This window comes from Nonomuraea sp. NPDC005692 (assembly GCF_040631115.1).
GTDB lineage: Bacteria > Actinomycetota > Actinomycetes > Streptosporangiales > Streptosporangiaceae > Nonomuraea.
On sequence record NZ_JBEXYU010000002.1, the window covers coordinates 465,926 to 485,473 of the forward strand.

Here is a 19,548-nt window from a genome sequence, read left to right on the forward strand (position 1 = left end):
CTCTGGGGGCGTCGTGCGCCCGCGCCCGGCGAAAAGCGGTGGCGTCGCAGCACGTCCCGGCAGTTCACTTTGAGCACCCACCCGGATCAGAGGGAGCTTCATGATCGTTGTCTCGGCGGCGTCGGGCGCGCTCGGCCGTCTCGTCATCGACCGGCTGCGCACCGGAGCGGACGTCGTCGCCGCCGTACGCGATCCCGCCCGCGCGCCTGAGGGCGTACCGGTGCGGCGGGGCGACTACGACGACCCGGCGAGCCTGCGCACGGCGTTCGAGGGCGCCGCCCGCCTGCTCCTGATCTCGTCGCCGGAGCTCGACCCCGGCCGCCGGATCGGCCACCACCTGGCCGCCCTCGCGGCCGCCGTGGACGTGGGCGTCGGCGCCGTCGTCTACACCAGCTTCCTGGACGCCGACACCGTCGCCACCGGCATGACCGAGGCCCACCACGCCACCGAGCAGGCCCTCCTGCGCAGCGGCCTGCCGTACACGATCCTGCGTCACCCCTTCTACAGCGACGCGTTCGTCCCCCGGGTCTCAGGCGGCGAGCTGACCGGCAGCGGCGGAGGGCGCGGCCTGAACACCGCGTTCCGGTCCGACCTGGCGCAGGCCGCGGCCAACGTCCTGACCGGCGAAGGCCACGAGGGCCGCGCCTACGACTTCACCGGGCCGCTGTGGACCCACCCGGAGGTGGCCGGCGCGCTGGGCGTGGCCTACCGCGAGATCCCCGACGCCGCCCCCGGCCCGATGGCCTGGCTGAACGCCCGGATCCGCGCCGGCGCCCTGGAAAGGCAGACCCCCGACCTGGAGGACGTCCTCGGCCACCCCGCCCGCACGATGCTCTCCCACCTCCACGCCACCCGCTGACCGCCCTACTTCCGGCTGCGCAACATCACCACGGCGAGCCAGACGATGGTGGGCAGCAGAATCAGGAACACCAACACCCCGACAACGACGGCCATGCCCGCATCGGAAAAGTGCTGGGACGGCAGATCATCCTCCACCCGGCGATGCTAGCGCCGGGCCGGCGGTGGCGGCAGCGCGAGGGGCGATACTGCAATGTGCACCCTGAAGAGCAAGTCCACGAGCTGGCGAGTCGCGTCTACGTGGCTCTGCGGGACGGTGGCCTCGACGCCGGCCTCGTCCTCGAACTGGCCTCCCTGCTGGAGGAATGGGGCCTGAGCACTGCGACCACGCGGGAGCTCCTGGAGTCCTCCGCTGCCCGGCTGAGCGCCGGTGACCTGGCGCGTCTGGGGGACGGCCTTCTCGACGACATCGACTTCCGTCCGGGCTTCGCCCTCGAACCCCAGCTGTGGACGACGCTGGAGCAGGCGCTGGAGGTCGTGGAACGCGACGTCCGAGCCGGCGGGATCACCGGCCGGCTGCGCCTGATCACCGACCCCTGGCGCGGCCGTCACGACGCGCAGGTGGAGTTCGAGGGTTCCTACCACGGCAACGGGATCCCGCCGGAGGCGGGCAGCGACGCACAGGGAGCGCTGCTGTCTCTCGCCGTGGCGGTCCAGGAGACCGTCATGGAACTCACTCGGACGGTGTGGCCCGTCTGTCCCGCGCACGATCGTGGGCTGCACGTCGGAGGGCCGGACCGTGGACCGGTCTGGTGGTGCACCAGCGAGGGAGGGCATGCCGTCGCCCTCGTCGGCGAGCTGTCCTGAGCACGACAGGTCAGGGACGTCGTCCTGATCACACGCCTGTAGGGTCGGACGTCATGAGTGGTGAGTGGCGGCAGGACAGGGTCGGCAGTGCGTTGGCCGGTCGGAATCCCACGGTGCTCAGGCGGCTGGACGCCGGTTTCGCCGTGATCGGTGACACTCAGTTCCTGCCGGGATACTCGGTTCTCCTGACGGACGAGCCCGGCGTGCAGCGGCTGTCCGACCTGCCCCGAGCCAGGCGGATGGCCTTCCTGTCGGACATGGAGCTGCTCGGCGAGGCGGTCGAGCGGGCCTGCGGCGCGCTGGACCCGGCGTTCCGGCGGGTGAACCTGGAGATCCTCGGCAACACCGACCCCTTCCTGCACGCTCACGTCTGGCCGCGGTACGAGTGGGAACCGGCCCGGCTGGTCGGCCGGCCGGTGTGGCTGTATCCGCCGGACAGCTGGACCGACCGGCGGTTCGCCCTCGGCCCGCGACACGACCCGGTGCGTGCGGAGATCGACCGGCAACTCGGCGTGCTGTACGCGGCCCACGGGACCCGGCCCCGCGCAGGCGGCTGAAGCGGGGCCCGGGACCGGCCGGTCCGGCTTCGCCGCCGGGCGGGCCTATGCGGGAGCCGCGCCGTGGCAGCGGGCGACGGTGAGGAGTTTCAGGAGGTCGGGGGCGAGGGCGGGGCTCGTCGCGATGGTCGCCAGGGAGGCCATGGTGTGGGGGCTGCCGTCGAGGTCGACCACCAGGGCTCCGGCCTCGCGGGCGATGACGACGCCCGCCGCGGTGTCCCACGGGTTGTTGCTGAGCATGACGCTTGCGTCGACCTTGCCGTCGGCCACCCACACGAGGTCGATCGCGGCCGAGCCGAGCATCCTGACGCGCTGGACGCGAGCGGCCAGTTCCTGGGTCAGGGCGAAGCGGGGACGGTTGCGTTCCGGCGCGTCCTCGCCCACCGCGTAGTCGCCCAGGGCGACGACGGCGTCCTGAAGCTCCGCGGCGCCGCTGACCTGGACGGGCGAGCCGTTGGCCGTCGCGCCGGCGCCCTGGGCGGCCGAGTAGCGGACGTCCAGGAACGGCAGGCCGACGACGCCGAGCAGCGGCACGTCCCCGTCCACCAGGCCCAGGGAGACCCCGCACAGCGGGATGCCGTGCAGGAAGTTGGCCGTGCCGTCCACGGGGTCGAGGACCCACGTCAGGCCCTGGCCCGGCCGGCTCGCGCCCTCCTCCTCGCCGAGGAAGCCCACCTCGGGCGTCTCCCGCGACAGGAACTCGCGTACGGCGTGCTCGACGGCGAAGTCGACCTCGGTGGCCATGTCGCGGTCGCCCTTGGCGGTGACGACGCCGGGAGCCCGGGTGGTGATGATCTCGCCGGCGATCGACGCGGCTCGTTCGGCGACGGGCAGCAGCGTCCGGACGTCGATGGTCATGCGGGCCGTCCTAGGGCAGTTCGGAACGCGTCAGGGCCCTGGCGAACGGCTCTCCGGTGGCCCGTGCGTGCGCCATCCGCGCGCGGGCCTCGCCGAGCGTGCGCGGCCGGTAGCCGGGCCCGCCGCAGCAACTCTTGTGGAAGCCGACACCCGCGTTCAGCAGCAGCGAGAGCACCCGCCAGGCCGCGGTGTCGCGTCGCCGGGGAGCCGCGAAGGCGGAACCCACGTGGATCAGCGGCTCGCCGCACCGCGGGCACGACCGGCCCCGGTCGCCGGGCAGCGGGTAGGGCTGCTTGTACGAGGCCCGGCAAGGCAGGCAGACGAACGACGTCTTCGCATGACCCATGCGCCCAGGGTAGCCCCCGTGACCGGCCGGGCACCGGGCCCGGCCCCGTCACGAACGGCCGGCCCCGGCTCCTGACGCCAGGAGCCGGGGCCGGCCGGAGTCCCGCCAACCCTCACCGCGTTCACAGCGGGAAGGGCATGGCCTGGCGGGGTGCGGGGTGGTCAGTTCTCCTCGTACGGGGCGGGCGGCCGGAGCAGGTCGCAGCCCTCGAAGACCTGCCTCTCGGCGGCCGAGCCGGGCTCGACCTGCTTGAACCCGGCCGGCTTCGCCTCGTCCTTGGTGACGGGCTGCCAGACGCCGCCCTTGCGCAGACACTGCGCCCACGCGGCGAACTTGGCGTCCTCCTCCGGAGTGGCCGGTTCGGAGCCGCCGAGCAGCACCGAGTCCCACTCCTTGCACGCCTTCATGGCGGCGTCGAGCTTGGCCTGGGTGACCTTGCTGACGGCGCTGGTGTCGAGGTCCTGTCCCTTGACCGGGGCCGGGATGTCGATCCCGTTCTCCCGCATGCATCCGGCGAACTTCACCGCGGTCTCGTGCCAGCTCGGTCTGCCGGAGTCGGGCGCGGGGCTGGACGAGCTGGCGAAGCTCTGCGTCCCGCACGCCGCGCTCAGGGCAAGGACGGGCAGGGCGGCCAGGACGGCGAGACGCCGCTTGCTGATCAACACGGTTTCCTCCAATGGGTCGGTCGGCTGCCCAACACCGTGGCCCGCCGTTGTGAGGAGCCCGTCCGCTCCATGTCATGAACGTGTAATAGCTTCCGAAGCCGCACAAATCGGCACGCCAGGCCGCCGATACTGGAACGCATGGCCCGTGTCTTGCTGATCGAGGACGATCCCCACGTCAGGGACGCTCTGACACTCGCCCTCAAGAGCCGGGACCACGAGGTGCGATCGGCGGCGACCGGGGAGGAGGGGCTGGAACGGCTGGCACGCTTCGCCCCCGACGTAGTGGTGCTCGACCTCATGCTGCCCGGCATCGACGGGTTCGAGGTGTGCCGTCGCATCCGTGCGACCACGTCCGTCTCGATCGTGATGCTGAGCGCCCGGGGCGACGACTTCGACGTGGTCGGCGGGCTGGAGGCGGGCGCGGACGACTACGTGGTCAAGCCGGTGCGCCCGCAGGTCCTGGAGGCCAGGATCAGGGCCGTGCTGCGCCGTACGGACGGTGTGCCCTCGCCCGTGGAGAGGTACGGCGGGCTGTGCGTGGACCGCGCCTCCCTCACCGTGAGCAGGGACGGACGGCAGGTCGCGCTGCCGCCGATGGAGTTGCGGCTGCTGCTGCACCTGTCGGCCGCGCCGGGGCAGGTCTTCAACAGGCAGCAGTTGCTGGAGTCGGTGTGGGAGCACGACTACCTGGGCGACTCGCGGCTGGTGGACGCCTGCGTGCAGCGGCTGCGGTCCAAGATCGAGGACGCGCCGGCCGAGCCGCGGTACGTGCAGACCGTGCGCGGATTCGGTTACCGCTTCGGGCCGGTATGAACTGGCTGCGCGGGTTGCGGGTCCGGCTGGTGATCACGTTCGTGCTGGTGGGCGGGCTGAGCGCGGTGGGGGCCGCGGGTCTGACGTACTACAAGGCGCGCGTCAACCTGCTGGCCGGGGTGCAGGACCGGCTGCTGAAGGACTTCAGGAGCCGGGTGCTGCTGCTGTCGCGCGACGTGGCGCTGCCCGCGGGCGACGAGGAACTGGCCCTGCTGGCCGAGGACCTGGAGGTCGGCGACCGCAAGGTGTACGTCGTCAGGGACGGCGCCGTGCCGGGCGACGCGCGCGTCACCGCCGAGCTGCGCGCGACCGTCCTGCGGTGGCCGGAGCTGGCCTGGCAGCGGGTGGAGCGCGACGGCGTGCCGTACCTCGTGGCCGGCAGCAGGGTCATGCTCCGCGCCGGTGGCACGCCGTCGGGGATCAGCGTCTACCTCGTCGAGTCGCTCGGGCAGGCCGCCTCCGACGAGACGGCCGTGCTGCGCGCCGCGCAGGCGGCGGCCGTGCCCGTCGTGCTGCTGGCGGTGCTGGCCGGGCTGCTGGCCGCGCGTGGCGTCCTGCGGCCGGTCGCCGACCTGGACCGGGCGGCCCGGCACCTGGGCGAGGGACGGCTGGAGACCCGCCTGCCCGTCCACGGCGGCGACGAGCTGGCCCGGCTGGCGGGACGCTTCAACGAGACGGCCGCCGCGCTGGAACGCTCGGTCGGCGAGCTGCGCGAGATGGAGGCCAGGTCCCGGCGGTTCGTCGCGGACGTCTCCCACGAGCTGCGCACGCCGCTGGCCGCCGCCACCGCCGTCACCGACGTCCTCGAAGCGGGCGCCGACCGGCTGGACGCCGACGCCGGAACCGCCGCCCGGCTGATCACCGCCGAGGTCGCCCGGCTCACCGCGCTCGTCGACGACCTGATGGAGATCTCCCGCTTCGACGCCGGAGCCGCCGCGCTCAACCTCAACGACGTGGACGTCGGCGCCGCCGTCGCGGCCTGCCTGCGGTCCCGCGGCTGGAGCTCGGAGGTCACCGCGGATCTGCCGTCCCCGGACGTCCGCGTTCCGCTCGACCCGCGCCGCCTGGACGTCATCGTGGCCAACCTGGTCGGCAACGCGCTGCGGCACGGCGCGCCGCCCGTCGCCGTCCGGGTGCGCGCCACTGGTCAGGCGGTCGCCGTCGAGGTCTCCGACCAGGGGCCCGGCCTGCCCGCCGACGTGCTCCCGCACGTCTTCGAGCGCTTCTACAAGGCCGACCTCGCGCGTGCCCGCTCCGAGGGCAGCGGTCTCGGCCTGGCCATCGCCCGCGAGAACGCCCTCCTGCACGGCGGCGACCTCACCGTCGCCCCCGGCCCGGGCGCCGTCTTCACCCTCACCCTGCCGAGGAACCGTCCGTGAGGGCCTGGCCGCTCGCCCTGGTCCTGGCCGCCTGCACGGCCTGCGGAGTCGGCCCGACCGGCGTGATCCGGGCCGGAGAGGCGCCCCGCGGCTTCATCCAGGGCACCAGCCTGTACTTCGTGCGGCACGACCGTCTCGTGCCCGTCACCCGCCCGGAGGGCCCGCTGGCGGCCGCCGAAGCCGTCGAGCTGCTGACCGGCGGCCCCACCTCGAAGGAGCGTGAGCGCGCGGTCGGCACCAGCCTGCCGAAGAACCTGGCCGTCCAGGTGACCGGCGACGCGTTCGCCCTGGGGGCCTCGACGTCCCGGCTGTCACGGACGGCGACCGGGCAGCTCGTCTGCACGATCGCCGCCGCCACCGCCGCCGAGCGCGGCGTGGAGGTGGACGACGTACGGGTGACCGTGCCGGGCGACGGCCAGGCCCGCTGCGCGGACTTCACCTGACCCTCCACCCTGCGTAACGAATTAGTCACTCAAGCGACTATGGTCACGATAAGTGATCACTCGACAGCATTGAGTCTCCCCGAGGAGTGGAGGCAGATGTGGCCAGTGAGTTCCAGCGGAAGAAGGTCGGCGGAGTCTTCCGGGCGATGGACGTCGACGGCGACGGCCGGCTGACCCAGGCCGACTTCCAGGCGCTCGCCCACCGCTGGTCGGCCGTTGCGGGGCCGGCCGACCCGGAGCGGCTGACCTCCGTCATGACCGGCTGGTGGCCGGTGCTCAGGGCCGCCTCCGGCGGCGACGACGGCGTCTCCCTCGACCAGGTGCTCAGCGTGGTCGACGTGCTCGGCGACATGACCGACGCGGTCGCCGGCACCGCCGACGCGATGTTCGAGGCCATCGACCTCAACGGCGACGGCCTCATCTCCCGTTCGGAGTACGGCGCGCTGATCGAGACGTGGAACGGCGCCCCCTCGGCGACCGACGACATCTTCCCCCGCCTCGACCTGGACGGCGACGGCCACCTCTCGCGCGAGGAGTTCCGCCTCCACTGGACCGAGTTCTGGGCCGGCGACGACCCGGACGCCCCCGGCTCGTACGTGTTCGGCGCCCCACCCGAATGACCCGAGGTCAGAGGGGCGGTCCCGCCGGCAGGAGCAGCGCCGGGGGCAGCACGTCGCCGTCGGCGAACGGCCGGCGGCCGACGAGCTCCTCGGCGGTCCGGCCGGGCACGCCGGCCTCGCGGAGCACCTCGACGGCGTGTCCGGCCGGCAGCAGGCCGAGCCAGCGCAGCACGGCCGCCCGGTGGGTCTCGGCGTCCAGCTCGCCGTGCACCCGGAGCCGGGCCAGGCCGCCGTCGGGGAAGACGTCGAGGCGGACGTGCGTCACGGGCGCGGACGACGCCGGGCGCAGGAAGTGCCGGGTGTCCGGCTGCAACCGGGTCTTCGGGATCAGCTCGAACCACTCCGCGTCCGCGTCCGGATCGTCCGCGCCGGTACCGCTCAGCGAGGCCCAGCCGGCCGCGTTGCCGACGAAGTACGACGTGTCGATCTCCACCCGGCGCACCCGCCCGCGGGCCGCCAGCCTGACCGTCACGTGGTCGTTGCCGCCGTCGCGGCGGCGGGCGTTCTCCCAGCCGTCGCCCATGATCCGGGCCCTGCCGGGCAGCAGCAGCTGCACCGGTGCGGAGTAGAACGTGTTCGAACAGGCCACCACGTTCCCGCCGTGCTCCAGCGCGGCCAGGTCGATCGTGCCGTCCAGGAAGCGCGGGTCCGGCACCGGCTCGCCGTGCACCCGGAACCGGGCCACCCCGCCGTCGGGGTAGATGCTCAGCCGCACGTGCGTCCAGCGCCGCGGGTCCGCGACCTCGAACGTGTTCTCGGCGTCGCCCCTGATCGCGCTCTTCCCGACGATCGTCTCCCAGTTCGCCCGCTCCAGCTCGGCCGGTGACGGCGCTCCCTCGACGCTGGTCGCCTCCACCGAGGCATACGGCGGGTAGTTGCCCTTGAACCAGGCGGTGTCGATCACCACCCCGCGCACCACGCCGGGGACGCCGAGCCGGACGATCGCGTAGTCGTTCCCCGGCTCGCGTCGCCGACGGGTCTCCCAGCCGTCGTACACCTTGCCCTTGTGGCCGAAGTCCTCCGTCGAGAACCCGGCGGGGCCGGGCTTGATCAGGTTCTCCCGCTCGGCGAACAGCTCGTCGTTGGCGTACACGACACTGCCGGCCAGCGCTCGTGAGGCCAGGTCCGGGAAGTGGGTGAAGGTCATGCGTCTCCTCGGTCGAGCAGCCGGCCCCGCGGCGGGCCGTCGATGTCGATGCGTTCGCCGCGCAGCCGGCTTCCGCGGACCACGCCGGTGAGCGGGCGGCCGTGGTAGGGCGTCACGGGGTTGCGGTGGTGCAGCCGGTCCTTGTCGGCCACGAACGTCTCGTCGGGCGCGAACACGCAGAAGTCGGCCTGGTGGCCCGGCGCGATCCGGCCCTTTCCGGACAGTCCCGCCACCTCCGCGGGGCGTCCGGCCATCCAGTGCGCCACGTCGGTCAGCGAGTGGCCGCGGCGTCTGGCCTCGGTCCACACCGCGGGCAGGCCGAGCTGCAGCGACGCGATGCCGCCCCAGGCGAGGCCGAAGTCGCCGGTGTCGAGCCGCTTGAGCTCCGGCGTGCACGGCGAGTGGTCGGAGACCACGCAGTCGATCGTGCCGTCGGCGAGCCCCCGCCAGAGGGCCTCGCGGTTGGCCGCCTCGCGGATCGGCGGGCAGCACTTGAACTGGGTGGCTCCCTCGGCGATCTCCTCGGCGCTGAACGTCAGGTAGTGCGGGCAGGTCTCCACGGTGATCCGGACGCCGTCGTCCCGGGCCGAGCGGATCATCGGCAGCGCGTCCGAGCTGGACAGGTGCAGGATGTGTACCCGGCAGCCGGTCCGGCGGGCCAGCTCGATGACGTGCGCGACCGCGAGGTTCTCCGCGCCGCGCGGGCGGGAGCGCAGGAAGTCGCGGTAGCTCGCGCCGCGCGCGGGCGGCGCGTGGTCGATCACGTGCGGGTCCTCGGCGTGCACGATCATCAGCGCGTCGAACGCCCGCAGCTCGCGGAGCGCGTCCGCCAGCTCGGCCGGCTCCAGAGGAGGGAACTCCGGCACGCCCGAGTGCAGCAGGAAGCTCTTGAAGCCGAACACGCCCTCGTCGTGAAGTCCGCGCAGCTCGCGCAGGTTGCCCGGCACCGCGCCGCCCCAGAAGCCGACGTCCACGTGCGCCTGCCCCCGGGCGGTCGCCCGCTTCAGCCGCAGCGCCGCCGCGTCGGTGGTGGGCGGGATGCTGTTCAGCGGCATGTCGACGATCGTCGTGACGCCGCCGGCCGCGGCCGCCCTGGTGGCGGTCGCGAACCCCTCCCACTCGGTCCGTCCCGGGTCGTTCACGTGCACGTGGCTGTCCACCAGGCCGGGCAGCAGCACCTCGTCGTCGCCGAGCCGGACGACCTCGGCGGCCGCCAGGTCGGCGTCCAGCGGCTCGACCGCGACGATCGTCCCGTCCCGTACGCCGATGCTGCGGGCCGCCTCCCCGGCGGGGGTGACCACTCGACGGGCCCTGATCAGCAGGTCCAGTCGGGCCATCAGGCGACACCTCCGTGGTCGTGCCGTCCCGCGCGGACCGGCCGGGCGCCGGCCGCGGCCCCGTCGGTGATCGGCCATCCGGTCACGGTCTTGGGGCGCGGCGTGCCGTACGTGCGCACCTTGCTCGTGGTGAGGCCGAGCCGGACGAGCCCCTCGGCGAGGGCGACCGCGGCGGCCACGCCGTCGACGACGGGCACCCCGGTGGCCGCGGTGATCTTCCGGTCGAGCCCGGCCATCCCACCGCAGCCCAGGCAGATCACCTCGGCCCGGTCGCCGGTGACGGCCTCGCGGGCCTGGGCGACGATCGCCTCGACGGCCCGGCCGGGATCCTCCTCGAGCTCCAGGACCGACAGCCCGCTGGCCCGGATCGACGCGCACCGGCCGGCCAGCCCGGCGAGCCGCAGCCGGTCCTCGATCTGCGGCACCGCGCGGTCCAGCGTGGTGACCACCGAGTACGTCCGCCCGATCAGCATCGCGACCTGCGCGGCCGCCTCGGTGATGTCCACCACGGGGACGTCGAGCAGCTCCTGCAACCCCTCGCGGCCGTGCTCGCCGTACCCGGCCTGGATCACCGCGTCGTACGGCTCGTCGTAGCGGACCACCCGGTCCATCACGGCGACCGCCGCCAGGTAGCTCTCGAAGTTCCCCTCCACCGACTCCGGCCCGAACGACGGGGTGAGCGCGACGATCTCGACACCCGGCGAGGCGTGCGCCGTCGCCTGGGCGCGGATCGTGTCGGTCATCGACCGGGTGGTGTTCACGTTCACGATCAGGATGCGCACGTCAGCCACCCGTCCCGGCGCGCGTGGCACGCAGCTCGGACGGCGTGACGCCGGCGAGGGCACGCAGCTCGGCCGCGCCGATCGCGCCGCAGTCGAGGCCCCGGGCGAGGAACCCGGCCATCGCACGGGCGGTCGCCGGCTCGTCCAGGAAGCCGGACGTCCGGCGTCCGAGGTAGCCGCGCAGCCGGGCCGCGGCGGCCGGCAGCCCCTCCCTGAAGAACGAGTGGACGGCGGCGTACCGGCTCGGCAGCTGCCCGGGATGCAGGTCCCAGCCCTGGTAGAGGCCGCCCTCCAGGGCGCGCAGGACCAGGCGCGCGTGCAGCCTCCAGGCGGCGCGGACGGCGTCGCCGTCGCCGACCGGCAGCACGTTCGTCGACCCGTCGCAGACGCGCACGCCGGTGCCGGCGGCGGCGACCCGCATCACCGCCTTGGCATGGTCGGCGACCGGATGCTCCACGCTCTGGTACGCCGCCGACACCCCGAGCGCCGCCGAGTAGTCGTAGGTGCCGTAGTGCAGGCCCGTGCAGCGCCCGGCCGCGGCGCGGATCATCGACGGCAGCGGCGAGACGCCGTCCGCGCCGAGGATCGCCTGCGGCGTCTCCACCTGGAGCTCGAACCGCAGGCTCCCGCCCGCCAGCCCGTACGCCGCCTCCAGCCGTCCGGCGGTCAGCGCCATCGCCTCCACCTGCTCGACCGAGGTCACCTTCGGCAGCGTGACGACGAAGCCGCCGGGCGGCGGTCCGAGGGTCTCCAGGAAGATCGCCAGGGTGCGCAGGCCGCGCCGCCGGGTCGGCGCCTCGAAGCTCTTGAACCGGATCCCGCAGAAGGGCGAGCCGGTGCCGGCGGCGGTGGCCTCGGCCAGGGCCTTCGCGGCGGTCCGGGCGGCGGCGTCCTCGTCGGCGTCCGGGCGGTCGCCGTAGCCGTCCTCGAAGTCGATCCTGAGGTCTTCGACCGGCTCGCGGGCCAGCTTGGCCCGGACCTGGTCGTACACCTCAGCCGCCGTCCGCGGCGGCAGGCCGAGCGCGTCGGCGAACTCCGTGGCGGTCCGGCCGTGCTCGGCCAGCGCCGCCAGCGCCTGCCGGCCCCACGACGGTACGGTGTCCGGCGTGTAGCGGTCGGCCGGGACGTACACGGTGTGCACCGGCTGCCGGGTGGCCGGCTCACCGGGGTAGGCCGTGCGCAGCCGCTCGTCCGCGGCGGCGAGCCGGACGTCGAGCTCGGCGGCGAGCTCGGGGAAGGGGGCCGCGCCGCTCATGAGCCGTCCTCGACGACGCGGAAGGACGCCGGGAACAGCAGCGCCGGGTCGCGGCGCAGGTGGTCGCGCTCGGAGTAGGCGGCCTTCATCGTCTCGAAGTAGGTCTGCGCGCGCAGCCGCATCGACTCCTCGTCCACGCCCGGGATCGTCCGGTCGCGCATCACCGGCCGGCCGTCGATCACCACGGTGGACACGTCGGCGCCCGTGCAGTTCATCAGCATCGTCCTGATCGGGTCGTCGACCGGGCCGGTGCGCGGGCCGGACAGGTCCACGACGACCAGGTCGGCCTTGGCGCCGGGGGCGAGCCTGCCCAGGTCGTCCCGGCCCAGCGCGCGGGCGCCGCCCAGGGTGGCGGCCCGGTAGTAGTCGGCGGCCGAGCCCGCGTCCAGCCGTCCGGTGACCAGTTTGGCCAGGTTGTTGCCGTAGTCCATGTTGCGGATCATGTCGGGCGGGAAGGAGTCGGTGCCCAGCGCCAGGTTCACGCCGGCCTCCCGGTAACGGTCGAAGTCGCGCAGCGCGTCGCCGTACCTGACGAAGGTGAGGGGGCAGTGCACGATCCCCGCCAGCGCCGCGAGCCGGTCCGGTGACCCCTCGAAGGGCGTGCCGGGATCGCCGAGGTACAGGGCGTGCGGCACCAGCAGCCGGGGGCCGAGCAGGCCCACCTCGGCCAGCACGTCCAGGGGGTGCCGGTCGTACCATTCGCGCAGCAGCCGCAGCTCCGTCAGCCCCTGCATGCAGTGCAGGCGCACCAGGCAGTCGAGCTCCTCCGCGGCCTGCGCGGTGGCGCGCAGCAGGTCGAGGGTGACGGTCTCGATGCGGCACGGCAGCAGCGCGCCCCGGATCCGGCCGTCGTGGGCGCCGTCGACGTCCCGGACGAAGCGGATGGCGTCGGCGAGCCCCCGCTCGCCCAGTCCGGGCTCCCAGTGCACGTCCCGGCTGCCGTCGGCGCGCAGCACCGGCACGCCGGAGCGGTAGGACGGCCCCACGTACATGCGCAGGCCGAGCCGCCCGGCGATCTCCACGACGCCGGCCAGCTCCTCGTACGACTCCGCCCAGGCGCTGTGCGTCTCGGCGGCGATCGGCATCGCCGTGGTGATGCCGTTGCGGATGAGCTGGGTGAGCGCGTACTCCCGCATGAAGAGCGTGTCCTCCAGCGGGAAGACGGCCCGGCGCCGGTTGACGGCGTAGTCGTGCGACCAGTTCAGCCCGGTGGAGTCGGCGTGCCAGGTGTCGAGGACGGCGTGGTCGATGTCGGCCAGCGCGTCCAGGTCGATGAAGCCGGGCCCGACGATCGCCTCACCGGCGTCGATCACCTCCTCGACCGGGCCGTCGTAGGAACGGCCGACGTGGACGATCCGGTCGCCGTCGTAGACGACGCACGCGTCGCGGTGGATGACGTGGTCGTCGCCGTCGAAGCCGATGACGAACGACGCCCTGATGAGCGTGCTCACTGTGTGTTCCTCCGGGTCGGCTTCCATCCGGGCCTGGGCACGGCGGCCAGCAGGGCGCGGGTGTACTCCTCCTGCGGCTCGCGCAGCAGGGTGCGGGTGGCCCCGCGTTCCACGACGCGGCCGTGCCGCATCACGACGGCCGTGTCGCTGATCTGGTTGACCACGGCCAGGTCGTGGGAGATGAAGACGTAGCTGATCGAGCGCCGCTCGCGGATGTCGGCGAGCAGGTTGAGTATCTGGGCCTGGATCGACACGTCGAGCGCAGCGACCGCCTCGTCCAGCACCAGCACCCGAGGCTCCACCGCCAGGGCGCGGGCGATGGCCACGCGCTGGCGCTGCCCTCCGGACAGCTGCCTGGGCAGCATCGTGGCGTGACGTTCGGCCAGGCCCACCGATTCGAGCAGGTCCAGCGCCTTCTTCCGGCGCTCGGCCGAGGTGAGCGGGAAGTGCAGGGCAAGGCTCGTCTCGACGACGTCGCCGACCCGCTGCAGCTTGTCCAGCGACGAATAGGGGTCCTGGAAGACGATCTGGATCTCCCGTGCCCGCCTGCGCCGCTCCGCGGCCGACACCCGGCCCGCCGCCCGCGGACGTCCGCAGACGCTGATCGTCCCGCTGGTGGGCGTCTCCAGACCGAGCAGCATGCGGGCGACGGTGGTCTTCCCCGACCCGGACTCGCCCACGATGGCCAGCGACTCGCCTTCTGCCACGGTGAAGGAGACCTCGTCCACCGCGGTGGCGGGGCCGTACACCTTCCGCAGCCGGTCCGCTTCGATCACGCTCATGCCGTCTCCTCGGCTCTCAGGCAGGCGACCCCGCGGACGGATGGCGGCCGGCTCTCCCGGCAGCGCGCCTCGGCCAGCTCGCAGCGCGGCGCGAACGCGCAGCCGTCCTCGGCCTCGAAGGCCGCCACGGGCCGTCCGGGGATCACCGGCAGCCGGTGCGCGGTCTCCGCCAGGCTCGGACGCGACCTCATGAGGCCGCGCGTGTAGGGGTGGCGCGGCTCGCCGTCGAGGTCCTCCACGATGCGGCCCGCGTACATCACCGCCAGCCGGTCGCAGGTCGCGGCGGCCAGCTCCAGGTCGTGGGTGATCAGCAGCATGGCCATGCCGCGTTCGCGGCGCAGCTCGTCCAGGATGGCCATGACCTCGGACTGGGTGGTCACGTCGAGCGCGGTGGTCGGCTCGTCGGCCAGCACCAGGTCGGGCTCGACGGCCAGGACGGACGCGATCATCACCCGTTGCAGCAGGCCGCCGGACAGCTCGTGCGGGTGCTGGCGCAGGCGCCGCTCACCGTCGGTGATGCCGACCTCCTTGAGGAGCTGGACGGCTCGCGCCGACGCCTGCCGCACCGGCATCCGCAGGTTGTGGACCATGGCCTCGGTGAGGAAGTCACCGACGCTGCGGACGGGGTTGATGTGCGCCCGCGGATCCTGGAACACCATCGCGATCCGCTTGGCCCGCAGGAGCCACAGCGCCCGGCCCGAGGGCACGTCGGCGCCGTCGAAGACGATCCTGCCGGTCACCCGGGCGCCCGGCGGGGTCAGCCCGATGACCGCGCGGGCGGTCATCGACTTGCCCGAACCGGACTCCCCGACCAGCCCGACGGCCTCTCCGGCGCCGATGGTCAGGTCCACGTGCTCCACCAGCGTCCGCCAGCTTCGTTCGTACGGCACGGCCAGGCCGAAGCCCTCCAACGTCAACAGGCTCACGACTGCCTCCCCAGGCGATCGCCCAACAGGTTCACCGCGGCCACGACCAGCGCGATCAGCAGGCCGGCGCTGAGCGCCTCCAGCGGCTGGCCGCGCATGGCGCTGTCCAGGCCGCTCTTGACCATCAGCCCCCAGTCGGCCGTGGGCGGCTGCACGCCCAGCCCGAGGAAGGAGACGGCCGCGACGTCGATCACCGCGAAGCCGAGCGCCGACACCGACTGGGCGACGATGATCGGCCGCAGATTCGGCAGCAGGTGGCGCAGGCAGATGGCGGTCGCGGACCGGCCCTGCACCCAGGCGGCGGCCACGTACGGCAGGCTGCGCTCACGCAGTGCCGCGCTACGCACCACCCGGGCCACGTACGGCGTGTACGCGACCGCCAGGCCGATCACCACGCCGGGCACGCCGGGGCCGAGCACGGCCACGGTGACCAGCGCGAAGACGATGCCCGGCACGGAGAACAGCACGTCCAGCAGGCGGGAGACGACCACGTCCACCTTGCCGCCCGCCCAGGCGGCGACGATCGCCAGTGTGGTCCCGGCGGCGCTCGCGACGCAGATCACCAGCACCGGGGCGAGCAACGTGGTCCGCGCGCCGTGCATCAGCCGGGACAACACGTCCCGGCCCAGGACGTCCCCGCCCAGGAGATGCGCGGCGGAGGCGCCGCCCAGCGCGTTGAACAGGTCGGGCTGGTCGGGGTCGTAGGGCGCGAGCAGCGGCGCGAGCAGCGTGATCGCCACGACGGCGGCCAGCAGGACGGCGGCGGCCACGCCCAGCCCGCCCAGGCGGCGGGTCACTGCCGCGACAGGCGCGGGTCGAGAGCGGAGTAGCACAGGTCCACCACCAGATTGATCAGGACGAAGGCGGTGACGAGCACGAGCACCACCGCCTGGACGATCGCGAAGTCGCGTTGCAGGATCGCACGGACGAACAACGAGCCCAGACCGTCCAGGGCGAAGATGCTCTCCACCACGACCGAGCCCGCGATCAGCCCGGCGACGTTCAGGCCGACCACGGTCACCACCGGGATGGCCGCGTTGCGCAGCACGTGCCTGCGGACGATGTGCCCCTCGGCCAGACCGCGGCTGCGGGCGGTCTCCACGTGCTCCCGGCCCAGCTCCTCCGACACCGAGGCCCGCGTGATGCGGGCCAGGAAGGCGGCGCTGGCCAGGCTGAGCGTGATCGCCGGCAGCGTGAGGTGGTGGATCCGGTCGCCGAACCCGCTGCCGGGCCCGAAGACCGGGAACCAGCCGAGCCCCAGCGCGAAGACGATGACCAGGATCACCCCGACCACGAACGGCGGCGTGGCCAGGAACACCGAGGAGACCAGGCTGACCACGCCGTCCGCCCGGCCGCCGCGCAGCGCGGCCAGTAGGCCCATCGCCACGCCCCCGGCCACGATCAGCAGCGTCGCGTAGACCACCAGGAAGACGGTCGTCGTCGCCCGGGACGCCATCAGCGCGGAGACGTCCTGCCGGTAGACCAGGGAGGCGCCGAAGTCGCCCGTCACCGCGTCGCGCAGCCAGGCGGCGTAGCGCAGCAGGAACGGATCGTCCAGGTGGTACTGCGCGCGGATGGCCGTGAGCTGCTCCGGGGTGCCGCTGCGGTTGCCGAGCAGGAACGCCATCGGCCCGCCGGGCACCAGGTAGAGCAGGCCGTACACCAGGAAGGAGGCGACCAGCAGGACCGCGATCAGCCCCGCCAGTCGTTTCGCCAGGAACCTCATGCCGCGCCGAGCCCCGCGGCCCACGGGTAGTACAGGTAGGGGAAGGAGGCGACGGCTCCGGTCACCCGCTTGTTCATGTAGAGGATCACCGGCAGGTTGTTCAGCGGCATCCACGGCACGTCGGTGGTGACTTTCTGCTGGATCGCCGTCACCAGCCCCGCCCGCTCCGCCTCGTCGTAGGCGGCCCGCGCCTTGGCGATGTCGGCGTTCACGGCCGCGTAGTCGTTGAAGTTGGTACGGCCGCCCGCCAGGAAGACGGTGTAGATGTCGAGCGGGTCCGGCACGTTGCCGTACCAGGTGGAGAAGAAGGCGTCGATGCCCTCGCGGGCCTTGGGGTCGCTGTAGAGGTTCCCGTACTGCTCGACGGGGATCACCTTGATCTCGATCTTCAGGCCGAGCGCCTCGCCGGTCGCCTTGATCAGGTTGGCGGTCTGCTCGTGGACGGCCGAGCTGCCCTGGATCCCGATGGTGATCGTCTGGGCGGGGGAGCCGGCCTCGGTGAGCAGCTGCTTGGCCTTGGCCAGGTCGGGCGTCTCCGGGGGGATCGCGTCGTAGGCCTTCTGGAAGGCGTCCCGCTGGTATCCCCAGTACTCTGCGCCGGCGAGGGTGCGCTGCGGCATCGCCGTCCCCTGGAAGACCACCTTGGAGATGGCCGCCCGGTCCAGTGCCAGCGACAGCGCCTGGCGGACCTTCGGGTCGGCGTACGGGCCGGACTTGGCGGCGCCGAGCAGCGTCCAGAAGGTCAGCGACTTGCCGAGCGTGACCGAGCCGGTCGGGGACTGCTGGAGCTGGCCGAGCCCCGCGGGCGGCAGGTAGAAGTACTGCCCGTCCACCTCGCCGGAGCGCAGCGCGTTGATGGCGGTGGTCTCGTCGGCGATGAACCGGAAGACCAGCTCCTTGGTCTTCGGCCGCAGCGCGGTGTCCCAGTAGGCGTCGTTGCGGGTGATCGTCAGCGCGTCGCCGGACTTCCAGCTCCCGAACTTGTACGGGCCGGTGCACATCACCCCGCCGGTCGGCGAGCCCAGGTCCTTCTTCCCGGCGTACCCGGCCGACACGATCGCGCCGGCCGCGGTGGCCATCGCCTGGTTGAACAGCACGTCGGGCTGCTTCAACGTGACGGTGACCTGCATCGGCCCGGTCGCCTTGATCGACTGCACGGTGTGGAAGTAGTCGCCCCACCAGGTGCCGAGCGCGGGATCGAGGTGGCGGTTGAGGCTGGCCGCGACGTCCTCGGCGGTCAGCGGCGTGCCGTCCCAGAACTTCACGCCGTCCCGGATCGTGTAGACCCAGGTGGTCGGGGTGGGGTTGTCGGCCTTCTCGGCCAGGCCGGGCTGGATGCCGAACTCGGGGGTCAGCCGCAGCAGGCTCTCGCACATGTTGGCCAGCACGGTGTTCTCGGCGTAGTTGAACGACCTGATCGGGTCGACCGTCTGCGGCTCGTACGGCAGGTTCCAGGTCACCTTGTCCAGTTCCCCGGTGGCCGGGGCGGTGACGGTCTTGAGCTCCAGCTTGGGCGTCTCGCCCGAGCCCTGCTGTTGTTGTTGCGGTGCTGCGGCCTGCTGGCCGCATCCGGCCAGGGCCACCGCGAGTGCGGCGGCCACCGGTAGGGCTCGACGGATCATCAGGAGGACCTTTCGCGAACGCGTCCGTTGCGGACGACGAACTGGGGGATGGGTTTGTCCACGACCGCCTGGGCCAGGGACTCGGCGCGTACCAGGAGGAAGTCGGCGGGATCTCCGGGCTGGAGCCGGGCCTGCTCCAGGCCCAGCAGCGCGGCACCCCCGTGCGCCGCGATCTCGTAGCACGTGGCCAGCTCCTCGTCGGTGCGGGCGTCGGTGCGGTAGGCGAGCAGGTGAGCGCGGTTGATCATGTCGCCGTCGCCGAACGGCGTCCACGGATCCCGCACCCCGTCGGATCCGAGGCCGACCAGCACCCCGGCCTCGACCAGCGGCCCGACCGGCAGGACCGGGTCCGCGCCGAGCGCGCAGGTGGTCAGCGAGATCTTCGCCTCGGCCAGCGTCTCGGCGAGGTCCGCGCGGTCGGCCAGGCAGAAGGCGTGGCTGATCGTGGTCGGCACACCGCTGGACCTCGCCCTGCGGGCGATCTCCAGAACCTGCTCGACCCCCTGCTCGCCGCCGTCGTGCAGGTGGATGTCGAGCGGGACGGTGTGCCGCTCGGCCATGCCGTACAGCAGGTCGAGGTGTCCGTGCAGGTCGCCGTCGATGCCCACGGGGTCGAGCCCGCCGAGGATGTCCGCGCCCTCCTTGAGCGACTGCTCCATCAGCTCCGCCGTGCCCGGCCGCGAGAGCAGCCCGAGCTGGGGGAAGGCGACGATCTGCACGTCCAGCAGGTCGGCGCGGGCCTGAGCCGCCTCCCGTACGCCGTGCACGTTGCTCAGCCCGTACACCGGGGCGACGTCCACGTGCGCCCGCCAGGCCCGGGTGCCGCGGGCGATCGCGTGGTCCATGAGCGCCATGGCCCGCGTGGCGACCGGCGCGGTCATCTCCGCCCGCGCCGCCACGTCGCCCTCGATCAGGTCGCGCAGCGTGGCGGCCGGGGTGCGGCTCAGCCAGGGCTGGCCCCAGGTGGTCTTGTCGGGATGGACGTGCGCGTCCACCGGGGCGGGCAGGGCGAGCAGTCCGCCCGCCGCCACCACCTGGCAGCCTTGCGTCCGGCGTTCCAGCGGGACGACGCGGCCGTCTTCGACCAGGACATCGTGGGGGCGTACATCGGTGAACAGAATCTGAGCCATACCGGCTGATCCCCTTAACCCGAGGGCGACAGTGGCATAGAATT

General features: G+C 73.0%; 22 protein-coding genes. 7 read left to right on the plus strand and 15 right to left on the minus strand.

Annotated features, from left to right (window positions below):
- Positions 1 to 100 precede the first annotated feature (100 nt).
- Positions 101 to 859 carry an NAD(P)H-binding protein gene (locus ABZ459_RS07120; protein ID WP_357966955.1) on the plus strand — a complete coding sequence of 253 codons (759 nt, stop codon included), beginning with the start codon at positions 101 to 103 and terminating at the stop codon, positions 857 to 859.
- A gap of 5 nt (positions 860 to 864) precedes the next feature.
- Here ABZ459_RS07120 and ABZ459_RS07125 read toward each other — a convergent pair whose 3' ends face one another.
- Positions 865 to 996, minus strand: a complete 132-nt coding sequence (locus ABZ459_RS07125; protein WP_357966958.1) for a hypothetical protein — start codon at positions 994 to 996, stop codon at positions 865 to 867.
- 102 nt (positions 997 to 1,098) lie between these two features.
- Between ABZ459_RS07125 and ABZ459_RS07130 the strand changes: the two genes are divergently transcribed.
- Together ABZ459_RS07130 and ABZ459_RS07135 are read left to right on the plus strand one after the other, a co-directional pair.
- Positions 1,099 to 1,665, plus strand: coding sequence for a hypothetical protein (locus tag ABZ459_RS07130; RefSeq protein ID WP_357966960.1), 567 nt, complete (start codon positions 1,099 to 1,101; stop codon positions 1,663 to 1,665).
- 113 nt (positions 1,666 to 1,778) lie between these two features.
- Entirely contained in the window at positions 1,779 to 2,222 is a 444-nt protein-coding gene (locus ABZ459_RS07135; RefSeq protein WP_357966962.1) for a diadenosine tetraphosphate hydrolase, read from the plus strand.
- 45 nt (positions 2,223 to 2,267) lie between these two features.
- On the opposite strand, the gene ABZ459_RS07140 is transcribed toward ABZ459_RS07135, so the two are convergent.
- From ABZ459_RS07140 to ABZ459_RS07150, 3 genes are all read right to left on the minus strand, one after another.
- Positions 2,268 to 3,080, minus strand: coding sequence for an inositol monophosphatase family protein (locus ABZ459_RS07140; protein ID WP_357966965.1), 813 nt, complete (start codon positions 3,078 to 3,080; stop codon positions 2,268 to 2,270).
- A gap of 10 nt (positions 3,081 to 3,090) precedes the next feature.
- Positions 3,091 to 3,426 carry a hypothetical protein gene (locus ABZ459_RS07145; protein WP_357966967.1) on the minus strand — a complete coding sequence of 112 codons (336 nt, stop codon included), beginning with the start codon at positions 3,424 to 3,426 and terminating at the stop codon, positions 3,091 to 3,093.
- 161 nt (positions 3,427 to 3,587) lie between these two features.
- The gene (locus ABZ459_RS07150) at positions 3,588 to 4,091 is read right to left on the minus strand and encodes a hypothetical protein (protein WP_357966968.1); all 504 of its coding nucleotides are present in this window, start codon (positions 4,089 to 4,091) and stop codon (positions 3,588 to 3,590) included.
- Between the two features lie 138 nt (positions 4,092 to 4,229).
- On the opposite strand from ABZ459_RS07150, the gene ABZ459_RS07155 reads away from it, so the two are divergent.
- The 4 genes from ABZ459_RS07155 (at position 4,230) to ABZ459_RS07170 (ending at position 7,346) form a co-directional block, all read left to right on the plus strand.
- Positions 4,230 to 4,904 (plus strand): response regulator transcription factor, encoded by a 675-nt coding sequence (locus ABZ459_RS07155; protein ID WP_357966971.1) that lies wholly within the window; start codon positions 4,230 to 4,232, stop codon positions 4,902 to 4,904.
- Entirely contained in the window at positions 4,901 to 6,283 is a 1,383-nt protein-coding gene (locus ABZ459_RS07160; protein WP_357966973.1) for a HAMP domain-containing sensor histidine kinase, read from the plus strand. Before ABZ459_RS07155 ends, ABZ459_RS07160 begins: the two co-directional genes overlap by 4 nt.
- Positions 6,280 to 6,726, plus strand: coding sequence for a GerMN domain-containing protein (locus ABZ459_RS07165; protein WP_357966976.1), 447 nt, complete (start codon positions 6,280 to 6,282; stop codon positions 6,724 to 6,726). The genes ABZ459_RS07160 and ABZ459_RS07165 overlap by 4 nt, the downstream gene beginning before the upstream one ends.
- Before the next feature lie 98 nt (positions 6,727 to 6,824).
- On the plus strand, positions 6,825 to 7,346 hold the full coding sequence (locus ABZ459_RS07170; RefSeq protein WP_357966977.1) for an EF-hand domain-containing protein: 522 nt from the start codon (positions 6,825 to 6,827) through the stop codon (positions 7,344 to 7,346).
- 7 nt (positions 7,347 to 7,353) lie between these two features.
- On the opposite strand, the gene alc is transcribed toward ABZ459_RS07170, so the two are convergent.
- The 11 genes from alc to ABZ459_RS07225 are packed head-to-tail and all read right to left on the minus strand — an operon-like array spanning position 7,354 to position 19,504.
- A complete protein-coding gene (gene alc / locus ABZ459_RS07175) occupies positions 7,354 to 8,493 on the minus strand; it encodes an allantoicase (RefSeq protein ID WP_357966980.1) in 1,140 nt (379 codons plus the stop codon).
- On the minus strand, positions 8,490 to 9,830 hold the full coding sequence (gene allB, locus ABZ459_RS07180; RefSeq protein ID WP_357966983.1) for an allantoinase AllB: 1,341 nt from the start codon (positions 9,828 to 9,830) through the stop codon (positions 8,490 to 8,492). The genes alc and allB overlap by 4 nt, the downstream gene beginning before the upstream one ends.
- Positions 9,830 to 10,612, minus strand: coding sequence for an aspartate/glutamate racemase family protein (locus tag ABZ459_RS07185; RefSeq protein WP_357966985.1), 783 nt, complete (start codon positions 10,610 to 10,612; stop codon positions 9,830 to 9,832). Before ABZ459_RS07185 ends, allB begins: the two co-directional genes overlap by 1 nt.
- A 1-nt stretch (position 10,613) precedes the next feature.
- The gene (locus tag ABZ459_RS07190; protein WP_357966987.1) at positions 10,614 to 11,867 is read right to left on the minus strand and encodes an aldolase/citrate lyase family protein; all 1,254 of its coding nucleotides are present in this window, start codon (positions 11,865 to 11,867) and stop codon (positions 10,614 to 10,616) included.
- Positions 11,864 to 13,318, minus strand: a complete 1,455-nt coding sequence (locus ABZ459_RS07195) for an amidohydrolase family protein (protein ID WP_357966990.1) — start codon at positions 13,316 to 13,318, stop codon at positions 11,864 to 11,866. The genes ABZ459_RS07190 and ABZ459_RS07195 overlap by 4 nt, the downstream gene beginning before the upstream one ends.
- Complete coding sequence (locus tag ABZ459_RS07200) at positions 13,315 to 14,100, minus strand: ATP-binding cassette domain-containing protein (protein ID WP_357966992.1); 786 nt, start codon at positions 14,098 to 14,100, stop codon at positions 13,315 to 13,317. Before ABZ459_RS07200 ends, ABZ459_RS07195 begins: the two co-directional genes overlap by 4 nt.
- Entirely contained in the window at positions 14,097 to 15,026 is a 930-nt protein-coding gene (locus tag ABZ459_RS07205; RefSeq protein ID WP_357966994.1) for an ABC transporter ATP-binding protein, read from the minus strand. Before ABZ459_RS07205 ends, ABZ459_RS07200 begins: the two co-directional genes overlap by 4 nt.
- Complete coding sequence (locus ABZ459_RS07210) at positions 15,023 to 15,823, minus strand: ABC transporter permease (protein ID WP_357966996.1); 801 nt, start codon at positions 15,821 to 15,823, stop codon at positions 15,023 to 15,025. Before ABZ459_RS07210 ends, ABZ459_RS07205 begins: the two co-directional genes overlap by 4 nt.
- Positions 15,820 to 16,752: an ABC transporter permease gene (locus ABZ459_RS07215; RefSeq protein ID WP_357966998.1), complete on the minus strand. Its 933-nt coding sequence runs from the start codon at positions 16,750 to 16,752 to the stop codon at positions 15,820 to 15,822. The genes ABZ459_RS07210 and ABZ459_RS07215 overlap by 4 nt, the downstream gene beginning before the upstream one ends.
- Entirely contained in the window at positions 16,749 to 18,374 is a 1,626-nt protein-coding gene (locus tag ABZ459_RS07220; protein ID WP_357967000.1) for an ABC transporter substrate-binding protein, read from the minus strand. The genes ABZ459_RS07215 and ABZ459_RS07220 overlap by 4 nt, the downstream gene beginning before the upstream one ends.
- Positions 18,374 to 19,504, minus strand: a complete 1,131-nt coding sequence (locus ABZ459_RS07225) for an amidohydrolase family protein (RefSeq protein ID WP_357967002.1) — start codon at positions 19,502 to 19,504, stop codon at positions 18,374 to 18,376. Before ABZ459_RS07225 ends, ABZ459_RS07220 begins: the two co-directional genes overlap by 1 nt.
- Between the last annotated feature and the right edge of the window lie 44 nt (positions 19,505 to 19,548).

Bases quoted from the DNA above. Each gene is read 5' to 3' on its own strand.
- ABZ459_RS07145 (WP_357966967.1), bottom strand. From the start codon at position 3,426: ATGGGTCATGCGAAGACGTCGTTCGTCTGCCTGCCTTGCCGGGCCTCG.
- ABZ459_RS07215 (WP_357966998.1), bottom strand. From the start codon at position 16,752: ATGAGGTTCCTGGCGAAACGACTGGCGGGGCTGATCGCGGTCCTGCTG.
- ABZ459_RS07225 (WP_357967002.1), bottom strand. From the start codon at position 19,504: ATGGCTCAGATTCTGTTCACCGATGTACGCCCCCACGATGTCCTGGTC.
- ABZ459_RS07220 (WP_357967000.1), bottom strand. From the start codon at position 18,374: ATGATCCGTCGAGCCCTACCGGTGGCCGCCGCACTCGCGGTGGCCCTG.
- ABZ459_RS07160 (WP_357966973.1), top strand. From the start codon at position 4,901: ATGAACTGGCTGCGCGGGTTGCGGGTCCGGCTGGTGATCACGTTCGTG.
- alc (WP_357966980.1), bottom strand. From the start codon at position 8,493: ATGACCTTCACCCACTTCCCGGACCTGGCCTCACGAGCGCTGGCCGGC.
- ABZ459_RS07190 (WP_357966987.1), bottom strand. From the start codon at position 11,867: ATGAGCGGCGCGGCCCCCTTCCCCGAGCTCGCCGCCGAGCTCGACGTC.
- ABZ459_RS07200 (WP_357966992.1), bottom strand. From the start codon at position 14,100: ATGAGCGTGATCGAAGCGGACCGGCTGCGGAAGGTGTACGGCCCCGCC.
- ABZ459_RS07155 (WP_357966971.1), top strand. From the start codon at position 4,230: ATGGCCCGTGTCTTGCTGATCGAGGACGATCCCCACGTCAGGGACGCT.
- ABZ459_RS07140 (WP_357966965.1), bottom strand. From the start codon at position 3,080: ATGACCATCGACGTCCGGACGCTGCTGCCCGTCGCCGAACGAGCCGCG.
- allB (WP_357966983.1), bottom strand. From the start codon at position 9,830: ATGGCCCGACTGGACCTGCTGATCAGGGCCCGTCGAGTGGTCACCCCC.
- ABZ459_RS07120 (WP_357966955.1), top strand. From the start codon at position 101: ATGATCGTTGTCTCGGCGGCGTCGGGCGCGCTCGGCCGTCTCGTCATC.